General features: G+C 43.5%; 20 protein-coding genes. 19 read left to right on the top strand and 1 reads right to left on the bottom strand.

Annotated elements, in window-relative coordinates:
* Nucleotides 1-43: 43 nt before the first annotated feature.
* Nucleotides 44-985, bottom strand: coding sequence for a GIY-YIG nuclease family protein (locus IGJ44_RS07325; protein WP_016610190.1), 942 nt, complete (start codon nt 983-985; stop codon nt 44-46).
* Nucleotides 986-1,305: 320 nt separating this feature from the next.
* On the opposite strand from IGJ44_RS07325, the gene fabT reads away from it, so the two are divergent.
* The 19 genes from fabT (at nt 1,306) to yqeK (ending at nt 16,052) form a co-directional block, all read left to right on the top strand.
* Nucleotides 1,306-1,746, top strand: coding sequence for a fatty acid biosynthesis transcriptional regulator FabT (gene fabT / locus IGJ44_RS07330; RefSeq protein WP_008378199.1), 441 nt, complete (start codon nt 1,306-1,308; stop codon nt 1,744-1,746).
* A gap of 9 nt (nt 1,747-1,755) precedes the next feature.
* Nucleotides 1,756-2,718, top strand: a complete 963-nt coding sequence (locus tag IGJ44_RS07335) for a beta-ketoacyl-ACP synthase III (RefSeq protein WP_005225889.1) — start codon at nt 1,756-1,758, stop codon at nt 2,716-2,718.
* Nucleotides 2,719-2,770: 52 nt separating this feature from the next.
* A complete protein-coding gene (locus IGJ44_RS07340; RefSeq protein WP_005225890.1) occupies nt 2,771-2,995 on the top strand; it encodes an acyl carrier protein in 225 nt (74 codons plus the stop codon).
* Nucleotides 2,996-3,118: 123 nt separating this feature from the next.
* On the top strand, nt 3,119-4,042 hold the full coding sequence (gene fabD, locus IGJ44_RS07345; RefSeq protein ID WP_074536437.1) for an ACP S-malonyltransferase: 924 nt from the start codon (nt 3,119-3,121) through the stop codon (nt 4,040-4,042).
* Between the two features lie 9 nt (nt 4,043-4,051).
* A complete protein-coding gene (gene fabG / locus IGJ44_RS07350; protein WP_008378189.1) occupies nt 4,052-4,789 on the top strand; it encodes a 3-oxoacyl-[acyl-carrier-protein] reductase in 738 nt (245 codons plus the stop codon).
* 12 nt (nt 4,790-4,801) lie between these two features.
* The gene (gene fabF / locus IGJ44_RS07355; RefSeq protein ID WP_005235583.1) at nt 4,802-6,040 is read left to right on the top strand and encodes a beta-ketoacyl-ACP synthase II; all 1,239 of its coding nucleotides are present in this window, start codon (nt 4,802-4,804) and stop codon (nt 6,038-6,040) included.
* On the top strand, nt 6,041-6,523 hold the full coding sequence (gene accB / locus IGJ44_RS07360; protein ID WP_074536436.1) for an acetyl-CoA carboxylase biotin carboxyl carrier protein: 483 nt from the start codon (nt 6,041-6,043) through the stop codon (nt 6,521-6,523).
* A gap of 4 nt (nt 6,524-6,527) precedes the next feature.
* Nucleotides 6,528-6,956 (top strand): 3-hydroxyacyl-ACP dehydratase FabZ, encoded by a 429-nt coding sequence (gene fabZ, locus IGJ44_RS07365; RefSeq protein ID WP_005225895.1) that lies wholly within the window; start codon nt 6,528-6,530, stop codon nt 6,954-6,956.
* Between the two features lie 7 nt (nt 6,957-6,963).
* The gene (locus IGJ44_RS07370) at nt 6,964-8,328 is read left to right on the top strand and encodes an acetyl-CoA carboxylase biotin carboxylase subunit (protein WP_074536435.1); all 1,365 of its coding nucleotides are present in this window, start codon (nt 6,964-6,966) and stop codon (nt 8,326-8,328) included.
* A 12-nt stretch (nt 8,329-8,340) separates the two neighbouring features.
* Entirely contained in the window at nt 8,341-9,210 is an 870-nt protein-coding gene (gene accD, locus IGJ44_RS07375) for an acetyl-CoA carboxylase, carboxyltransferase subunit beta (RefSeq protein WP_005225897.1), read from the top strand.
* Nucleotides 9,203-9,988: an acetyl-CoA carboxylase carboxyl transferase subunit alpha gene (locus IGJ44_RS07380; RefSeq protein ID WP_010748087.1), complete on the top strand. Its 786-nt coding sequence runs from the start codon at nt 9,203-9,205 to the stop codon at nt 9,986-9,988. The genes accD and IGJ44_RS07380 overlap by 8 nt, the downstream gene beginning before the upstream one ends.
* A 190-nt stretch (nt 9,989-10,178) precedes the next feature.
* On the top strand, nt 10,179-11,024 hold the full coding sequence (locus IGJ44_RS07385) for a transporter substrate-binding domain-containing protein (RefSeq protein ID WP_074536434.1): 846 nt from the start codon (nt 10,179-10,181) through the stop codon (nt 11,022-11,024).
* Nucleotides 11,025-11,046: 22 nt separating this feature from the next.
* Complete coding sequence (locus IGJ44_RS07390; RefSeq protein ID WP_005225900.1) at nt 11,047-11,736, top strand: amino acid ABC transporter permease; 690 nt, start codon at nt 11,047-11,049, stop codon at nt 11,734-11,736.
* Between the two features lie 16 nt (nt 11,737-11,752).
* Nucleotides 11,753-12,478 carry an amino acid ABC transporter ATP-binding protein gene (locus tag IGJ44_RS07395; protein ID WP_005225901.1) on the top strand — a complete coding sequence of 242 codons (726 nt, stop codon included), beginning with the start codon at nt 11,753-11,755 and terminating at the stop codon, nt 12,476-12,478.
* A 359-nt stretch (nt 12,479-12,837) separates the two neighbouring features.
* Nucleotides 12,838-13,362 carry a YqeG family HAD IIIA-type phosphatase gene (locus tag IGJ44_RS07400; RefSeq protein WP_005225903.1) on the top strand — a complete coding sequence of 175 codons (525 nt, stop codon included), beginning with the start codon at nt 12,838-12,840 and terminating at the stop codon, nt 13,360-13,362.
* Nucleotide 13,363: 1 nt separating this feature from the next.
* The gene (gene yqeH, locus IGJ44_RS07405) at nt 13,364-14,482 is read left to right on the top strand and encodes a ribosome biogenesis GTPase YqeH (protein WP_010748089.1); all 1,119 of its coding nucleotides are present in this window, start codon (nt 13,364-13,366) and stop codon (nt 14,480-14,482) included.
* Between the two features lie 15 nt (nt 14,483-14,497).
* Nucleotides 14,498-14,809 (top strand): ribosome assembly RNA-binding protein YhbY, encoded by a 312-nt coding sequence (gene yhbY, locus IGJ44_RS07410; protein ID WP_005225905.1) that lies wholly within the window; start codon nt 14,498-14,500, stop codon nt 14,807-14,809.
* A 12-nt stretch (nt 14,810-14,821) separates the two neighbouring features.
* Nucleotides 14,822-15,463, top strand: a complete 642-nt coding sequence (locus IGJ44_RS07415) for a nicotinate-nucleotide adenylyltransferase (protein WP_005225906.1) — start codon at nt 14,822-14,824, stop codon at nt 15,461-15,463.
* Nucleotides 15,453-16,052, top strand: coding sequence for a bis(5'-nucleosyl)-tetraphosphatase (symmetrical) YqeK (gene yqeK, locus IGJ44_RS07420; protein ID WP_005225907.1), 600 nt, complete (start codon nt 15,453-15,455; stop codon nt 16,050-16,052). Before IGJ44_RS07415 ends, yqeK begins: the two co-directional genes overlap by 11 nt.
* Nucleotides 16,053-16,054: the final 2 nt, after the last annotated feature.

Here is a 16,054-nt window from a genome sequence, read left to right on the forward strand (position 1 = left end):
TTTCTCATTTCTAAACAGCAAGCCTACTTGGGCTTGCTGTTTTTTATTTATCTGCTGCTTTTTCTTGGCGATACAGGTGATTAAGGATGATCCCTAATGGATCGAGATCTTCCGGGGCTAAAGGAAGCGCAGCGCTTGCTGGCGGGAGTGGCTGGAATGTTTCCTCGGGAGAAAGAACTTTTGTTTGGATCAACTTGCCAAAGCTAACTTGATAGTATTTGATTTGAGTCGTCTGTGATCCTGGCTCCTCTAAGTCAAGGAGAATAGAAAAAATCACTTCTGGTTCTTGAATAAACTGATTGACCCTCACGATTTCTTGGTAAAAGCTTTGTGCTAAATGGATCTGGCGCTGCAGTACACTAGCTTGTTCAAACAATAGGTGATCAATCAGATATGCTAAGCGTTTTTTAAGGAGTGAAAAACAGTCGGTCTTCTTTCCTGCAAAAAAACAGCCGATTTCTCGCCACTTCTGTTCCAAGGGATACGCATCCATTTGAGGGAGTTGCTTACGTAAGGTCAATAGCGTCAGTTCGTTGACAGTCGGCAATTGAAAGGTTTCTGACAATACTTGAAACAATGCTGGCAATTTTTTTGTTTGCCGAAAGGGACCATAACTGCCAATTTGTGGTGTTTGAGTGATCGTGAAGGTATGATTCGTCAAGTCAACAAAGCAATAGTTGGCTGAATGGTTCATTTGTCGGTTGTAGATAGGATGAAAAGCTTGGATCAAACGACATTCAAGTAATAGTGCATCCAATTCTGTATCTGTTTCGATCGTTTCAAAATCAACGACATTATAAACAAGTCGAAGCACCTTATTGGCATGCTGCTGATTTTTTCGGAAGTAAGAAACGACACGCTGTTTCAATGATTTGGCTTTTCCTACATACAAGACTTCGTTGTGCTGATCCTTCATTAAATAAACACCAGGCTTTTCAGGCAGTGCATTTGCTTTGTTTTTTAGAAACTCTTTGTTCGGATTCATCGATCGTTCCTCTCCTTCCTTCAAAGAGTAGCAGATGAAGCGTAAGAGAGCAACGTTTGTTGGCTATCGACAATAAAAAATTAGAAATAGAGTGGAGGCAACAAAATGATAAACTTTGACATTCAAAGGAAATTTCTCTATAACAGAAACGGATTATTTTGTCAACTTGCAGCTTTTAAAATCTTAGAAAATCAATTCTTAAATAAAAATGCGCTTAAAAATAAAAAAAGTTCGAAAAAATTCTTGCATTTCTCAATAACTTCCGATATAGTTTGACTATCAAATGATTTGATTATCAAAGTATTCGGATGGTGAAGGTTATGGAACCCAATTTAGAAACAGTTAATGACTACTTAGTCAGCGTCTTTAATGACATCTTAGTGATTGAAGAATCTGAATTGAAAAAATCTCAATTCAAAGACCTTTCAATTACCGAAATGCATACCATCGAAGCCATCGGGATGTACAAAAAAAAGACCACGACTGAAGTTGCCAAAGAGCTTTCGATCACTGTTGGGACTTTGACCATCGCGATCAATCGTTTGGTGAAAAAAGAATATGTAGAACGGATTCGCAGTGAAGATGATCGGCGAGTCGTCAAACTAGGTTTGACGAAAAAAGGAAAACTCCTTTATCGTGTTCATCAGCATTTTCATCGTGAGATGGTGAAGGGTGTCTTGAGTCAGATGTCTCCTGAAGAGGAACAGGCACTGTTGAAAGCACTGAAAAATCTGCATGACTTTTTACAAGATTATAAGTGAGAATAATGGATGAATATGTTTGGAAAAATTACCGCGACTGCAAGTTATGTTCCAGAAAAAATCGTAACAAATGATGATCTATCAAATTTGATGGATACTTCAGATGAATGGATCCATTCTCGCACGGGAATCAAACGAAGAAGAGTCGCTGTCGGCGAAAACACTTCAGACCTTTGTATTCGCGTCGCTCAAACGCTCTTACAAGATGCTCAGCTTTCAGCAGAAAGTCTAGATTTTATCTTGGTAGCGACGATCACACCGGATTTCAATACACCGGCGGTTGCTTGCCAAGTCCAAGGGGCGATTGGGGCAGTCAATGCCTTTGCTTTTGATATCAGTGCAGCATGTGCTGGTTTCGTTTATGCATTGTCTATGGCTGAAAAACTGATTCGAACGGGCGCTAAAAAAGGATTGGTCATCGGTGGAGAAGTACTTTCAAAAGTCTTGGATTGGAACGACCGTTCGACGGCTGTTTTATTCGGAGATGGTGCCGGCGGTCTATTGTTGGAAGCATCTTCAGAGCAGCATTTGCTCAAAGAGTCTTTAAAAGCAGATGGGACGCGAGGCATGTCCTTAACATCTGGTTTTCGAACGAATGAGAATCCTTTTTCACAAAACGCTCCGGCGTATAGTGCTTGTATGCAAATGATTGGACGAGAAATCTTTGATTTTGCGACGCGTGATGTGGTCGCCTCGATCAATGATCTGACACAAGATGAAGCAATCGATTATTTTTTGCTTCACCAAGCAAATTCACGTATTTTAGACAAAGTTGCTCGCAAGCTGAAGCAGCCCCGTGAGAAATTTTTGCAAAATATGCAAGATTATGGCAATACTTCGGCAGCCTCGATTCCGTTATTGCTAGATGAAGAAATCAAACGAGGTACACTGTCACTTGGCAGTGGTCAAAAAGTGGTGTTCTCAGGTTTTGGCGGCGGATTGACATGGGGAACTATGTTAGCCACCTTATAACTTGTTCACGAAACAAAATTACTATTGAAAAACACATTGGAGGAATATACACATGGTATTCGAAAAAATTCAAGAAATCGTAGCAGAAGAATTAGGAAAAGAAAAAGAAGAAATCAAATTGAACACAAACATCCAAGAAGATTTAGAAGCAGACAGCTTGGATCTTTTCCAAATCATTAACGAGATCGAAGATGAATTCGATGTGAAGATCGAAACAGAAGATGGTATCACAACCGTTGAAGATCTAGTTAAATATGTAGAAAAACAACAAGCATAAAACAAAGGCTAGGCAGACAGCCTAGCCTTTCCTTTTTAAGAACGTGTTTTTGCTGATTCATAGACGAACTGCAAGAAGCCATGTTCTCCAACGACAACGATCAAAGTAATGAAGGAGTGCAAGATGAAGACAGCCTTTTTATTTAGCGGTCAAGGCGCACAGTACCCCCAAATGGGAGAAGAGCTCTATCACCAAGAAGCAATCGTTCGTGAGACGTTTGAACAAGCCAGCACCATTCTAGGATATGATATGGCCGAGCTATGCTTTACTGAAAACGAACGTTTAAACCAGACGGAATATACGCAGCCTGCCATCTTAACGGTAAGTACGGCTTTTTGGCGACTTTTGGATGCGCAAGGAATCAAAGCAGATGCTGTTGCTGGCTTGAGTTTAGGCGAATATACAGCCTTAGTCGCTAGTGGTGCGCTTGATTTCCAGACAGCAGTCGCATTGGTGCAAAAGCGCGGTCGGTATATGGCAAGTGCGGCGCCAGCAGGTATTGGGAAAATGGTCGCTGTGATGAACACACCCGCTGAAACGATTGAAGAAATCTGTAAAGAAGCAAGTCAAGTGGGGATCGTGACACCAGCGAATTACAATACGCCGCAGCAGATCGTCATTGGCGGTGAAGCGCCGGCAGTGGATAAAGCGGTGGAATTGTTACAAGCTGCTGGAACCAAACGGGTGATTCCTTTAAATGTCAGCGGTCCTTTCCATACTGCTTTGTTGGAACCCGCATCGCAGCAATTAGCACAGGAATTAGCTCAAATCACCTTTGATGAGTTACAAGTACCTGTCATCAGCAATACGACCGCGCAGCCAATGCAGCAAGACCAAATCAAGGAACTGTTGACGCTGCAAGTGAAATCGCCAGTGCGTTTTTACGAAAGCATTGCGACACTGAAGCAGCTTGGCATCCAACAAGTCATCGAGATCGGACCAGGAAAAGTATTGAGCGGTTTTATGAAGAAAATAGACAAAGAAATACAGACTGCGCGTGTAGAAGATAGCCAAACGTTGGCAGATACACTAGCCCGATTCAACTAGGAGGAATTTATGGATCTGCAAAATAGAAACGTCTTTGTAACTGGTAGCTCGCGAGGGATCGGTTTTACCATCGCGGAAGCCTTTGCCAAAGAAGGAGCGAATATCGTTTTAAATGGACGAAAAGAAATTCCCCAGTCACTGATCGATCGCATCACCAGCTACGGCGTGAAATGTGTAGCGATCAATGGGGACATTTCTGATTTTGATCAAGCGGCAGCCATGCTTTTAGAAGCAGAAGCGGCAGTCGGACCGATCCACATTTTAGTCAATAATGCCGGGATCACGAATGACAAATTATTGTTGAGAATGAAACCCGAAGATTTTGATTCAGTGATCAAAATCAATTTGACTGGTACCTTCAATATGACGCAGCACGCGTTGAAAAAAATGATGAAGCTGCGAGAAGGCCGCATCATCAATTTGACGAGTGTGGTCGGCTTGACGGGAAATATCGGGCAAGCCAACTATGCGGCAAGTAAAGCTGGCGTGATCGGTTTTACGAAATCTGCCGCTCGTGAAGGTGCCGCTCGGGGGATCACCTGCAATGCGATCGCCCCAGGATTTATCGAAACAGAGATGACTGAAGTGCTGTCGGATAAAGTCAAAGAACAATCATTGGCAAATATTCCATTACAGCGTTTTGGTTCCACACAGGATGTTGCGCAAACAGCAGTCTTTTTAGCAAAAAGCCCCTACATCACTGGTCAGGTGATCAGTGTAGACGGCGGGATGGCAATGCAAGGGTAGGAGGAAGAATAGATGAATCGAGTAGTAGTTACAGGATACGGCGTCACTTCTCCAATCGGAAATGACCCAGAAACATTTTTAGCAAGTTTACAAAACGGGACCAACGGCATCGGCCCGATTACAAAATTTGACGCAGAAGCAACAGGGATCTCAGTTGCCGCTGAAGTCAAAGATTTTCCGTTAGAAAAGTACTTCGTTAAAAAAGATACGAAGCGGATGGATCTTTTTTCCATTTATGGAATTTATGCGGCGTTAGAAGCGATGGAAATGGCGAAGTTAGATACAGAAACCATTGATGTGGATCGTTTTGGCGTGATGGTTGGTTCAGGGATCGGCGGCTTGCCAACGATTCAAGACCAAGTAATTCGGATGCATGACAAAGGAGCAAATCGGGTATCACCAATGTTCGTACCGATGTCGATCGTAAATATGGTTGCCGGCAACATTGCATTACGGGTAGGTGCGAAAGGCATTTGTACGACGACTGTTTCCGCCTGTGCTTCTGGTACCCATTCAATCGGTGAAGCTTTTCGGAACATCAAGCATGGCTACGCAGATGTCATGATCGCTGGTGGTTCAGAAGCGACGATCTGTGAAATCGGTATCGCTGGTTTTGCGTCTCTGACGGCGTTAACCACTGAATCAGACCCTGACAAAGCTTCCGTTCCGTTTGATAAAAATCGTAGTGGGTTTGTCATGGGTGAAGGCGCTGGCGTCTTCATTTTAGAATCATTGGCGCATGCGCAAAAACGTGGGGCAACGATTTTAGGTGAAGTCGTAGGGTACGGTGCGAACTGTGATGCCTACCATATGACTGCGCCAAATCCTGATGGATCAGGTGCTGGAAAAGCAATGAAATTGGCGATGCAAGAAGCATCGATCACCCCAGCTGAAGTTGGCTACATCAATGCCCACGGTACAAGCACGCCTGCCAATGACAGTGCAGAAGCGACATCGATCCAATACGGATTGGGCGAAGACTATAAAAAACCATATGTCAGCAGTACAAAGTCAATGACTGGTCATTTGCTTGGGGCGGCTGGTGGAATCGAAGCCATTGCTTCACTATTAGCATTACAACATCAATTTATTCCACCAACCATCAACGTGACAGAACAAGATCCTGAGATCGACTTGAACGTTGTTATCAATCAAAGCCAACCAGCAGAATTGACCTATGCCATGAGTAATTCACTTGGGTTTGGCGGTCATAATGCAGTGATCTTGTTGAAACGTTGGGAGGAAGCGTAATTGGAAACACATGAGGTAAAAGAGCTGCTCAGCCAATTCGATCAATCGACGTTAACTGAGCTTCAATTAAAAAAAGAGACATTTGAACTTTATTTTAATAAAAATACGACAAGTGGGCTACAAAGTGCATCCTCTGCACCTGCATCTGCTCCTGCAGCGAATGCTGCGCCAACTCCTACTGCACCAACGCCTGCTGTCTCAGCAACACCGGACACAGTAGAAACGGCAAAACCTGTCTTAGAGGGCAAAGAAGTTGTCTCTCCATTAGTGGGTGTCGTTTATTTGAAACCAAGTCCTGATAAAGACAACTTCAAACAAATCGGCGATCACGTGAAAAAAGGTGATATTCTCTGTATCGTTGAAGCGATGAAAGTCATGAATGAAATCGTCAGCGACGTCGATGGCGAATTAGTTGAAGTCTTGGTTGAAAGCGAACAAATCGTTGAATACAATCAACCATTATTCCGTGTGAAAGAAGGGTAAAGCAATGAGCGCATTAACGATTCAAGAAATCAAAGAAATCATCCCTCATCGTTATCCGATGCTTTTAGTGGATCGGGTAGAGGAGTTAGAAGAAGGCAAACGGGTCGTTGCGAAGAAAAACGTTACTATCAATGAGCCGTTTTTCCAAGGTCATTTTCCCCATGAACCAGTGATGCCCGGAGTATTGATCGTGGAAGCAATGGCACAAGCAGGTGCTGTGGCATTGCTATCATTGGAAGATTTTCGTGGGAAAACTGCCTACTTTGGCGGTTTAGACAAAGCGAAATTCAGAAAAAAAGTAACACCAGGCGATACCTTGATCTTAGAAGTAGAAATAATCAAAGTGAAATCTGCAGCTGGCATCGGCAAAGGAATTGCCTATGTTGATGGGAAAAAAGTGGCGGAAGCAGAATTGACTTTCATGATTGGATAGGTGAGACATGTTTTCTAAAGTATTGATCGCAAACCGTGGCGAAATCGCCGTACGTATCATTCGCGCTTGTCGCGAATTAGGTATTCGAACGGTCGCCGTTTATTCAGAAGCAGATAAAGAAGCGTTGCATACAGAGCTTGCCGATGAAGCGATTTGTATCGGACCTGCCAAAGCAGCCGACTCTTATTTGAATGTACAGCAGATCCTAAGCGCTGCGATCGTCACAAAGGCTGAGGCGATCCATCCTGGATTTGGCTTTCTTTCAGAGAATAGCCGCTTTGCTGCGATGTGCGAGGAATGCAATATCGTCTTTATTGGGCCAAAGAGTGAGACTATCGATGCAATGGGAAACAAAATCAATGCAAGACGCTTGATGATCGAAGCAGAAGTACCGGTCATTCCCGGAAGCAAAGGCGCGATTTCTGATGTGGAAGAAGCTTTAACGATCGCTGAAGAGATTGGTTACCCAGTCATGCTCAAAGCTGCGGCCGGCGGTGGCGGTAAAGGGATACGGAAAGTCGCCGATAAAGAAGCGTTGCCGCATCATTTTGCTTCGGCGCAGCAAGAAGCAAAAGCGGCATTTGGCAACGATGAAATGTACATTGAAAAAATCATTTATCCTGCTCGACACATAGAAGTGCAAGTGTTAGGTGATTCTTTTGGTAATATTATCCACCTTGGTGAACGCGATTGCTCGCTACAACGCAACAACCAAAAAGTGTTGGAAGAATCCCCTTCTGTGGTGATTTCTGAAAGCAAGCGAGCAGAACTAGGAGAAGCAGCGGTGCGTGCCGCACAAGCGGTAGGGTATCGTAATGCTGGCACGATCGAGTTTTTAATGGCGGACACTGGGGAGTTTTATTTCATGGAAATGAACACTCGAATTCAAGTGGAACACCCGATCACCGAAATGGTGACAAACATTGATCTAGTCAAAAAACAACTTGAAGTCGCTAGTGGCGAACCGCTAGGCTTGACGCAAGCAGACATCAAGATGACGGGCGCGGCGATCGAATGTCGGATCAATGCAGAAAATCCAGCCTTCAATTTTGCACCGTCACCAGGCAAGATCAACAATTTGTTTTTACCAAGTGGCGGCCTAGGCGTTCGTGTAGACAGTGCCATGTATTCTGGCTACACGATTCCACCTTATTATGATTCTATGATCGCTAAAGTGATCGTTCACGGCGAGAACCGTTTCGAAGCGTTGATGAAGATGCAGCGGGCGTTAGCCGAATTAGTGACCGATGGTGTCATTACGAATGCAGAATTCCAAATGGACTTGATCAGTCACCCGAAAGTGATTGCGGGAGACTATACAACCGCCTTTTTACAAGAGGAATTTCTGCCAAATTGGACACCTGAACAATAGGAGGGAAGATGAGTGGCTTTATTTAAGAAGAAAAACTACATTCGCATCAATCCTAATCGAGGTCAGCTGCCAACGAACGAACCAGTCGTACCAGATAATCTTTGGGCGAAATGTCCTAGTTGCAAACGAACGCTTTATACGAAGGAGATGGGGGCAGAGAAAGTCTGTCCTCACTGCGGGTATAATTTCCGAATCAGTGCCTGGGAACGGATCGCTATCACGATTGATGAGAAAAGTTTTGAAGAATGGGACACAGATGTAACCACAAAAGATCCTCTTGATTTTCCTGGATATTTGGATAAAGTCGCCCAAATGCAAGAAAAAACTGGGTTGCATGAGGCTGTCCTCACAGGAGAAGCAAAAGTTCAAGGATTGCCGTTAGCGATCGGAATCATGGATGCGAATTTCATCATGGGCAGTATGGGAACGGTCGTAGGGGAGAAGATTACCCGTTTGTTTGAACGTGCGATCGAAAAACAGCTACCAGTTGTTCTTTTTACCGCTTCAGGTGGTGCGCGGATGCAAGAAGGAATTTTGTCACTGATGCAAATGGCAAAAATCTCTGCGGCGGTAAAACGCCACAGTAAAGCTGGCTTGTTTTATCTAACGGTTTTAACGGACCCGACAACCGGTGGCGTCACCGCTAGTTTTGCGATGGAAGGGGATATCATCCTGGCAGAACCGCAAGCCTTGATCGGTTTTGCTGGACGACGTGTGATTGAACAAACCATTCGTCAGGAACTACCTGAAGACTTTCAAAAGGCAGAGTTTCTGTTAGATCATGGCTTTGTCGATCAAATCGTTCCGCGGACGAACTTGCGGGAGAAAATCCACCATTTGATTTCTTTGCATACGCGGAAAGGATGGGATCGTAATGACTAGAGCAGCCCACGAAATCGTTGAACTCGCTCGCAGCAAAGACCGTTTGACGGCACTGGATTACTTTGACGGCATTTTTTCTGAGTTTGAAGAGTTTCATGGAGACCGTCTGTTTGGCGAAGATGAAGCCGTTGTTGGCGGCATTGCTTGTTTAGATGGCAAGCCAGTGACCGTGATCGGTATTCAAAAAGGCCGTAATCTGCCTGAAAATTTACGCAGAAACTTTGGCTCGCCACATCCTGAAGGTTATCGCAAAGCGTTACGCTTAATGAAGCAAGCAGAAAAATTTCAGCGACCTGTGGTCACATTGATCAATACAGCAGGGGCGTTTTGCGGTATTGGCGCGGAAGAGCGCGGAGAAGGCGAAGCGATTGCCCGTAACTTGATGGAAATGTCCGATTTAACGGTGCCGATCTTGGCAATCATCATTGGTGAAGGCGGCAGCGGCGGTGCCTTAGCACTGGCATTAGGCGATGAGGTTTGGATGATGGAACATTCGATCTATGCCATTTTATCTCCCGAAGGCTTTGCTTCGATCCTATGGAAAGATGGCAGCCGTGCCAAAGAAGCTGCTGGCTTGATGAAGATCACAGCTCAAGAACTATATGAACTCGGTGTTATTGAAAAAGTGATTGCTGAAACCCATGAAGAGGCCTTTTTACCGAAAGAGCAATTGATGGAACAGATGAAAGCGGCAATTTCAACGAAACTTGCCGAACTTTCTACCTTGCAAACAGATGAATTGCTTGAGGCAAGGTATCAACGTTTTCGCCGATTTTAAAAACTAGGATATCCACTCTGATTAGAGGATGGGTATCCTAGTATTTTTTTATTAAAAGTGTTATTGAATAAATCGTACAAATGGCGAAGTTTTTAGTTTAAAATTTAATTATTCTGTGCTATTATGTATATATTCTGAATATAAGAAGATTATATTGCATAAATATTTGTTTTGAAGAGGAGCGTTTTTAATGAAAAAATTATTTGGAGCACTTGTTGTATTGACGGGGATTTTGGTTTTAGGAGCTTGTGGGAATGGCGGCTCATCGAGTACTGGAAGTTCTAGTGCCAGCGGTTCGTCGGATAATCAATTGGAAGCCATCAAAGCAGCTGGTGTGTTAAATGTGGCAACTTCTGCTGACTTTGCCCCGTTTGAATTTCATGCCTTGATCGATGGCAAAGATACGATCGTGGGCGCAGATATCGATATGGTCAATGAGATCGCTGATCGTCTTGGTGTCGAAGTGAATATTTTGGACCTTGATTTCAATGCTGTTTTGACTGCTTTGCAACAAGGGAAAGCCGATATCGCTGTTTCAGGCATCTCAGCAACTGACGAACGTAAACAGACTTTTGATTTCACCGATAACTATTTTACACCAGAACAAAAATTAGTTGTTAATAAAAACAATGAATCGGCATTTGATTCAATCGAAAGCTTGTCTGGCAAAAAAGTAGGCGCTCAAAAAGGCTCGATCCAAGAAATGATCGTTCAAGATCAATTAGCTGATTCGCAATTGGTTTCCATCGCCAAAGTTCCGAATCTAGTCAATGAATTGAAACAAGGCTCGATCGACGGTTTGGTCCTTGAAAGTGCGGTTGCTGAATCGTATGTTGCACAAAATGATGACCTCGTGATCACTGATGTAGCATTAGAAGCATCTGAAGGCGATTCTTATGCAATTGCTTTACCTAAAGGGAGTACCGAATTACAAGAAGAACTAAACAGTATTTTGAAAGAATTGATTGAAGATGGTACAATCGATGAGTATGTACAAAAGAACACAGATCTAGCCAACGAAAATGCGGCGCAATAGATAGAACGGAGTAGACACAATTATGGATTTATCCTTTTTAGCGATATATTACCCTTATTTTCTTTCTGGTGTGGTGATCACCATCGTGATCTCTATCATCACCGTGATCTTTGGAACGATTCTAGGGGTGATTTTCGCCCTGATGAAATTATCAAAAGTGACGCCTTTGCGCTGGTTTGCTAATGCGTATATTGAAGTCATCCGCGGCACACCGATGCTGGTGCAGATATTGATCGCTTTTGGTCTTTTGCAAGGAATGTTTGCCTTGCCGACGGTCTCGATCGGCGTGTTGAGTCTTGATTTTGGGCGGCTATTTCCTGGGATCATTGCGCTCTCGCTTAATTCTGGGGCATATGTTGCTGAGATCGTCCGAGGGGGAATCAATGCCGTTGATTACGGTCAAACAGAAGCGGCTGGTTCTTTAGGGTTGCGGCCTTTTCAAACGATGCGTTATGTCGTATTGCCACAAGCACTACGCAACATTTTGCCGCCACTAGGCAATGAATTTATCGTTTTGATTAAGGATTCCTCTTTGCTTTCAACGATCGGCATCTACGAGCTGATGAACAGTGCGCAGATCGTTGTCACCAGTTCTTTCCAACCATTAACGCCTTTCTATGTGGCGGCGGTCATTTACTTCATCTTGACGTTTACGACTTCGCGACTATTGAGTTTATGGGAAAAGAAACTAGGCAAAGGCTATCGTCGTTAAAAGGAGAAGACAAGCTATGATGTTAGATATTCAAGATTTACACAAAACCTTTGGCAGCAATCAAGTGCTAAAAGGGATCACAACGACGATCGATCAAGGAGAAGTCGTAGTGGTGATTGGGCCATCTGGGTCAGGAAAAAGCACGTTTTTACGCTGTTTGAACCTATTAGAAGTACCGACAAGCGGAAAAATCTTTTTTGAAGGAACCGATATTACCGATCCAAAGAATGATTTGTATAAGATGCGTGAAAAAATGGGTATGGTATTTCAAAATTTTAATCTTTTTCCGAATATGACGGTTTTAGAAAACATTACTTTGTCCCCGACGAAAGTCAAGAAGGTAGCAAAATCGGCGGCTGATCAGTTGGCAAAACAACTACTAAATGATGTTGGCTTACCAGACAAAGCAAAAGCCTATCCTCAAAGTCTTTCTGGTGGACAAATGCAACGAATCGCTATCGCACGTGCCTTGGCGATGGAACCAGACGTGATGCTCTTTGATGAACCGACTTCAGCGTTAGACCCAGAAATGGTTGGCGAAGTATTGTCCGTCATGCAGCGTTTGGCTCAGCAAGGAATGACGATGGTCATCGTCACTCATGAAATGGGCTTTGCGAAAGAAGTCGCGGATCGGATTTTATTTATGGATCAGGGAATCATTATGGAGGAAGGAACGCCAGAACAGATCTTTGATCATCCGAAAAATCCACGAACCATTGATTTTTTGAGTAAAGTATTGTAAACTGCGAGAAGTTCGCAGTTGTTAGTGATAAATTTGGACCTTTCCTAAGCATCCTTTCAGTAAAAGGATGCTTTTTTGACGGAAAAAAGACTACTTTAAAGAAGTGATAGAACAAACGGTTGTCTTGGCAGGTTCCTTTTTCAGTTCTTTTACAAGAAACCTGCAGAAACTGGCGCACTTGCTAGTATTCAAAAAGATTCTATTGTATAATTACAGGTTGAAGAGGTCTGATCTTGATAGAAACCATCTGCGTGATTGTAGGCAGATCGGACTGTTTCTTTTTAAGGATCGACAATTTGGATCGATGACTAGTCGCCGATTTTTAATACGTGAAGAAATCATGCAGCAAAGGAGATTTTATGTTTTCAAATTATAAACCGACTTGGATGGTCGATGCGATTTATAAAATCACCCCTAGCCAACTAAAGGCACAGGGGATCAAAGGGATTTTGACCGATCTTGATAATACCTTGATTGCTTGGAACAATCCTGACGGAACCGAAGAACTAAAAAACTGGCTACTGGAAATGAAAAATGCTGGGATACCGGTAGTTGTCGTTTCCAACAACAATAGTGAACGAGTGGCACGGGCAGTTGCGCCCTTTGGCTTGAAATACGTACACCGCGCATTAAAACCTTTTTCAAGAGGGATCAAACAAGGCTATCAGCAATTAGGCTTGAAAAAAGAAGAGGTCGTGATGATCGGCGATCAAATCATGACGGATGTACGAGGTGCCAATCGTGCCGGTGTTCGCAGTATTTTAGTGAAACCAGTGATCCCAACGGATTCTTGGAAAACCCAATTTAATCGAGCCGCAGAAAGAAAAATCATGAACTATTTATTGAAGCACAACCCAGAGTTAAAATGGCGTGGAGGAATTTAATATGACAGAAGGAATCGAAGAAATTCACTGTATCGGCTGCGGGGCAGTGATTCAGACAACGAACCCCAATGAATTGGGCTACACCCCGCAATCCGCATTAGAAAAAGGACTTGAATCAGGAGAAGTCTATTGTCAACGCTGCTTCCGTTTGCGCCATTACAATGAGATCCAAGATGTTTCCCTTACAGACGATGATTTTCTGCGTCTACTGAATGAAATTGGGGAAAAAGAAGCCTTGATCGTTAATGTCGTCGATATTTTCGATTTTAATGGTTCATTGATCCCAGGACTGCACCGCTTTGTCGGCAATAATCCTGTTTTATTAGTGGGCAACAAGGTGGATATTTTACCAAAATCTTTGAAAAAATCGAAGATGACCCAATGGATGAAGGAACGTGCTCATGAAGCTGGTTTAAGACCAGTGGATGTATTATTGACGAGTGCCAAGAAGCCAGGTGAAACGGAAGCTTTACTGCAAGCGATCGAAACGTATCGTGAAGGACGCGATGTCTATGTGGTGGGTGTGACGAATGTTGGAAAATCAACATTGATCAATCAAATCATCAAACAAACAGCGGGGATCAACGAATTGATCACGACTTCGCGTTTCCCGGGAACCACATTGGATAAAATCGAGATTCCCTTGGATGACGGACACTTCTTGATCGACACACCAGGAATTATTCATCGTCATCAAATGGCGCATTATTTAGGTAAAAAAGATCTAAAAATCGTGGCACCAGCCAAAGAGATCAAACCAAAGGTGTATCAGTTGAATCCAGAACAAACTTTGTTCTTAGGAGGACTTGCCCGATTTGATTTCATTCAAGGAGAACGCAGTTCATTTATTGCTTATGTAGCAAATGATGTGGCGATCCATCGGACCAAATTAACGAAAGCCGATGAGTTTTATGAGAAACATGTTGGTGGGCTGCTGCAGCCGCCGCGAGCAGATGAAGTGGCGGATTTTCCTGAACTCGTCCGTTTCGAATTTTCAATCAAAGAAAAAACCGATATCGTTTTTGCTGGACTTGGCTGGATCACGATCACCAAACCGTGTGTCATCGCTGGGTGGGCGCCAAAGGGTGTCGATGTGCTTAGACGTAAAGCATTAGTATAAGGAAGAAGGAAGAATATGGACTTACGAGGAAAACAAAAAAGATTTTTACGAAGTGAAGCGCACCATTTAAACCCGATTTTTCAAATCGGCAAAGGCGGCTTGAATGACGCGATGATGGCGCAAATTGAAGAAGCGCTAGAAAAACGAGAATTGATCAAAGTCTCATTGCTCCAAAATACCGATGAGGTTGCTGACGAAGCAGCTGAAACGATCCGTGAGAAAGTCGGCTGTGAAGTGGTACAGATCATCGGACGAGTGATCGTTTTATTCAAACCGTCAAGCAAAGAAAAATACCAAACGATTTCAAGCAAAGTTCGTTCAATTTAGGAGGGAGAAGGCATGCAAGGACAAACATTTGGAAAGGTACAAACGGTTTTAGAGACACAAACACAAGAACTTGTACCGAAAAAGCAAGTGGGCATTCTTGGTGGGAATTTTAATCCAGTACACTACGCACATCTGGTCATGGGTGAGCAAGTAGGGCAAGCATTAGGGCTGGATAAAGTTTATTTCATGCCTGAGTATTTACCGCCTCATGTTGATGAGAAAAAGACGATCCCAGCTGAGCACCGCTTGGCGATGTTGGAGTTGGCGATCGCCGATAATCCACGATTTGCTGTAGAGACCATTGAGTTGGAACGAAAAGGTAAGAGTTACACGGTTGATACGATGCGGGAATTGACAGCTAAGAATCCAGATACCAATTATTATTTTATCATTGGCGGAGATATGGTGAACTATTTACCAAAATGGCATCAAATTGATGAGCTGATGGAATTGGTGACTTTTGTGGGGGTTCGTCGTCCAGAAGTGCCGATCGATAGCCCATACCCGATTATTTGGATCGATATCCCGCTAATGGATGTCAGCTCAACAACAATTCGTAAAAAAGTGCAACAAGGTTGTTCGGTTCGCTACTTATTGCCAGATAATGTGTTACACTATATTCAAGAAAAGGGGTTGTACTTGGATGAAGAGTGAACACTACACACAAGCAGAACGGGAACTTTTGATGCAAAAGGTCCAAATGCAGATGAGTCAAAAGCGCTTTGAGCATGTGTTAGGTGTCGAAAAAACGGCCGTTGCCCTTGCGGAAAAATATGGTGCTTCACCGGTCAAAGCCAGCATCGCCGCCTTGACGCATGATTATGCGAAAGAACGCAGCGATGAAGAATTTCAATTAGTCATTCGTAGAGACGGATTCGACTTGGATCTCTTGAACTGGAACAATGCCATCTGGCATGGACTTGTCGGTGCTGATTTCGTTCAACGAGAATTAGAAATCGATGACGAAGAAATCTTACAAGCGATCCGTTTGCACACCACCGGAGCTGCTAAGATGAGCCTGTTAGATAAAATCATCTATGTGGCAGATTATATCGAACCCGGACGTACGTTTCCTGGAGTCGTTGAAGCCAGAGAGATCGCAATGATTGACTTAGATGCCGCTGTTGCTTACGAAACGAAACATACCTTGCTTCATTTGATCGAAACAGAAGCAGTTATCTACCCAAAAACGATCGAAACCTACAATTTTTGGGTAGCCAAATATAGGAGGGAATTACCATAGAT

The sequence above is a fragment of the Enterococcus sp. DIV1368d genome, from assembly GCF_050542975.1.
Lineage (GTDB): Bacteria > Bacillota > Bacilli > Lactobacillales > Enterococcaceae > Enterococcus_D > Enterococcus_D casseliflavus.

Excerpts from the sequence above, each read along its gene's own strand:
- fabT (WP_008378199.1), top strand. The coding sequence starts at position 1,306 with ATGGAACCCAATTTAGAAACAGTTAATGACTACTTAGTCAGCGTCTTT.
- fabD (WP_074536437.1), top strand. The coding sequence starts at position 3,119 with ATGAAGACAGCCTTTTTATTTAGCGGTCAAGGCGCACAGTACCCCCAA.
- yqeH (WP_010748089.1), top strand. The coding sequence starts at position 13,364 with ATGACAGAAGGAATCGAAGAAATTCACTGTATCGGCTGCGGGGCAGTG.
- IGJ44_RS07325 (WP_016610190.1), bottom strand. The coding sequence starts at position 985 with ATGAATCCGAACAAAGAGTTTCTAAAAAACAAAGCAAATGCACTGCCT.
- fabF (WP_005235583.1), top strand. The coding sequence starts at position 4,802 with ATGAATCGAGTAGTAGTTACAGGATACGGCGTCACTTCTCCAATCGGA.
- IGJ44_RS07390 (WP_005225900.1), top strand. The coding sequence starts at position 11,047 with ATGGATTTATCCTTTTTAGCGATATATTACCCTTATTTTCTTTCTGGT.
- yhbY (WP_005225905.1), top strand. The coding sequence starts at position 14,498 with ATGGACTTACGAGGAAAACAAAAAAGATTTTTACGAAGTGAAGCGCAC.
- IGJ44_RS07380 (WP_010748087.1), top strand. The coding sequence starts at position 9,203 with ATGACTAGAGCAGCCCACGAAATCGTTGAACTCGCTCGCAGCAAAGAC.
- IGJ44_RS07395 (WP_005225901.1), top strand. The coding sequence starts at position 11,753 with ATGATGTTAGATATTCAAGATTTACACAAAACCTTTGGCAGCAATCAA.
- fabG (WP_008378189.1), top strand. The coding sequence starts at position 4,052 with ATGGATCTGCAAAATAGAAACGTCTTTGTAACTGGTAGCTCGCGAGGG.
- IGJ44_RS07415 (WP_005225906.1), top strand. The coding sequence starts at position 14,822 with ATGCAAGGACAAACATTTGGAAAGGTACAAACGGTTTTAGAGACACAA.
- fabZ (WP_005225895.1), top strand. The coding sequence starts at position 6,528 with ATGAGCGCATTAACGATTCAAGAAATCAAAGAAATCATCCCTCATCGT.
- IGJ44_RS07385 (WP_074536434.1), top strand. The coding sequence starts at position 10,179 with ATGAAAAAATTATTTGGAGCACTTGTTGTATTGACGGGGATTTTGGTT.
- IGJ44_RS07340 (WP_005225890.1), top strand. The coding sequence starts at position 2,771 with ATGGTATTCGAAAAAATTCAAGAAATCGTAGCAGAAGAATTAGGAAAA.
- IGJ44_RS07335 (WP_005225889.1), top strand. The coding sequence starts at position 1,756 with ATGAATATGTTTGGAAAAATTACCGCGACTGCAAGTTATGTTCCAGAA.
- yqeK (WP_005225907.1), top strand. The coding sequence starts at position 15,453 with ATGAAGAGTGAACACTACACACAAGCAGAACGGGAACTTTTGATGCAA.
- IGJ44_RS07370 (WP_074536435.1), top strand. The coding sequence starts at position 6,964 with ATGTTTTCTAAAGTATTGATCGCAAACCGTGGCGAAATCGCCGTACGT.
- IGJ44_RS07400 (WP_005225903.1), top strand. The coding sequence starts at position 12,838 with ATGTTTTCAAATTATAAACCGACTTGGATGGTCGATGCGATTTATAAA.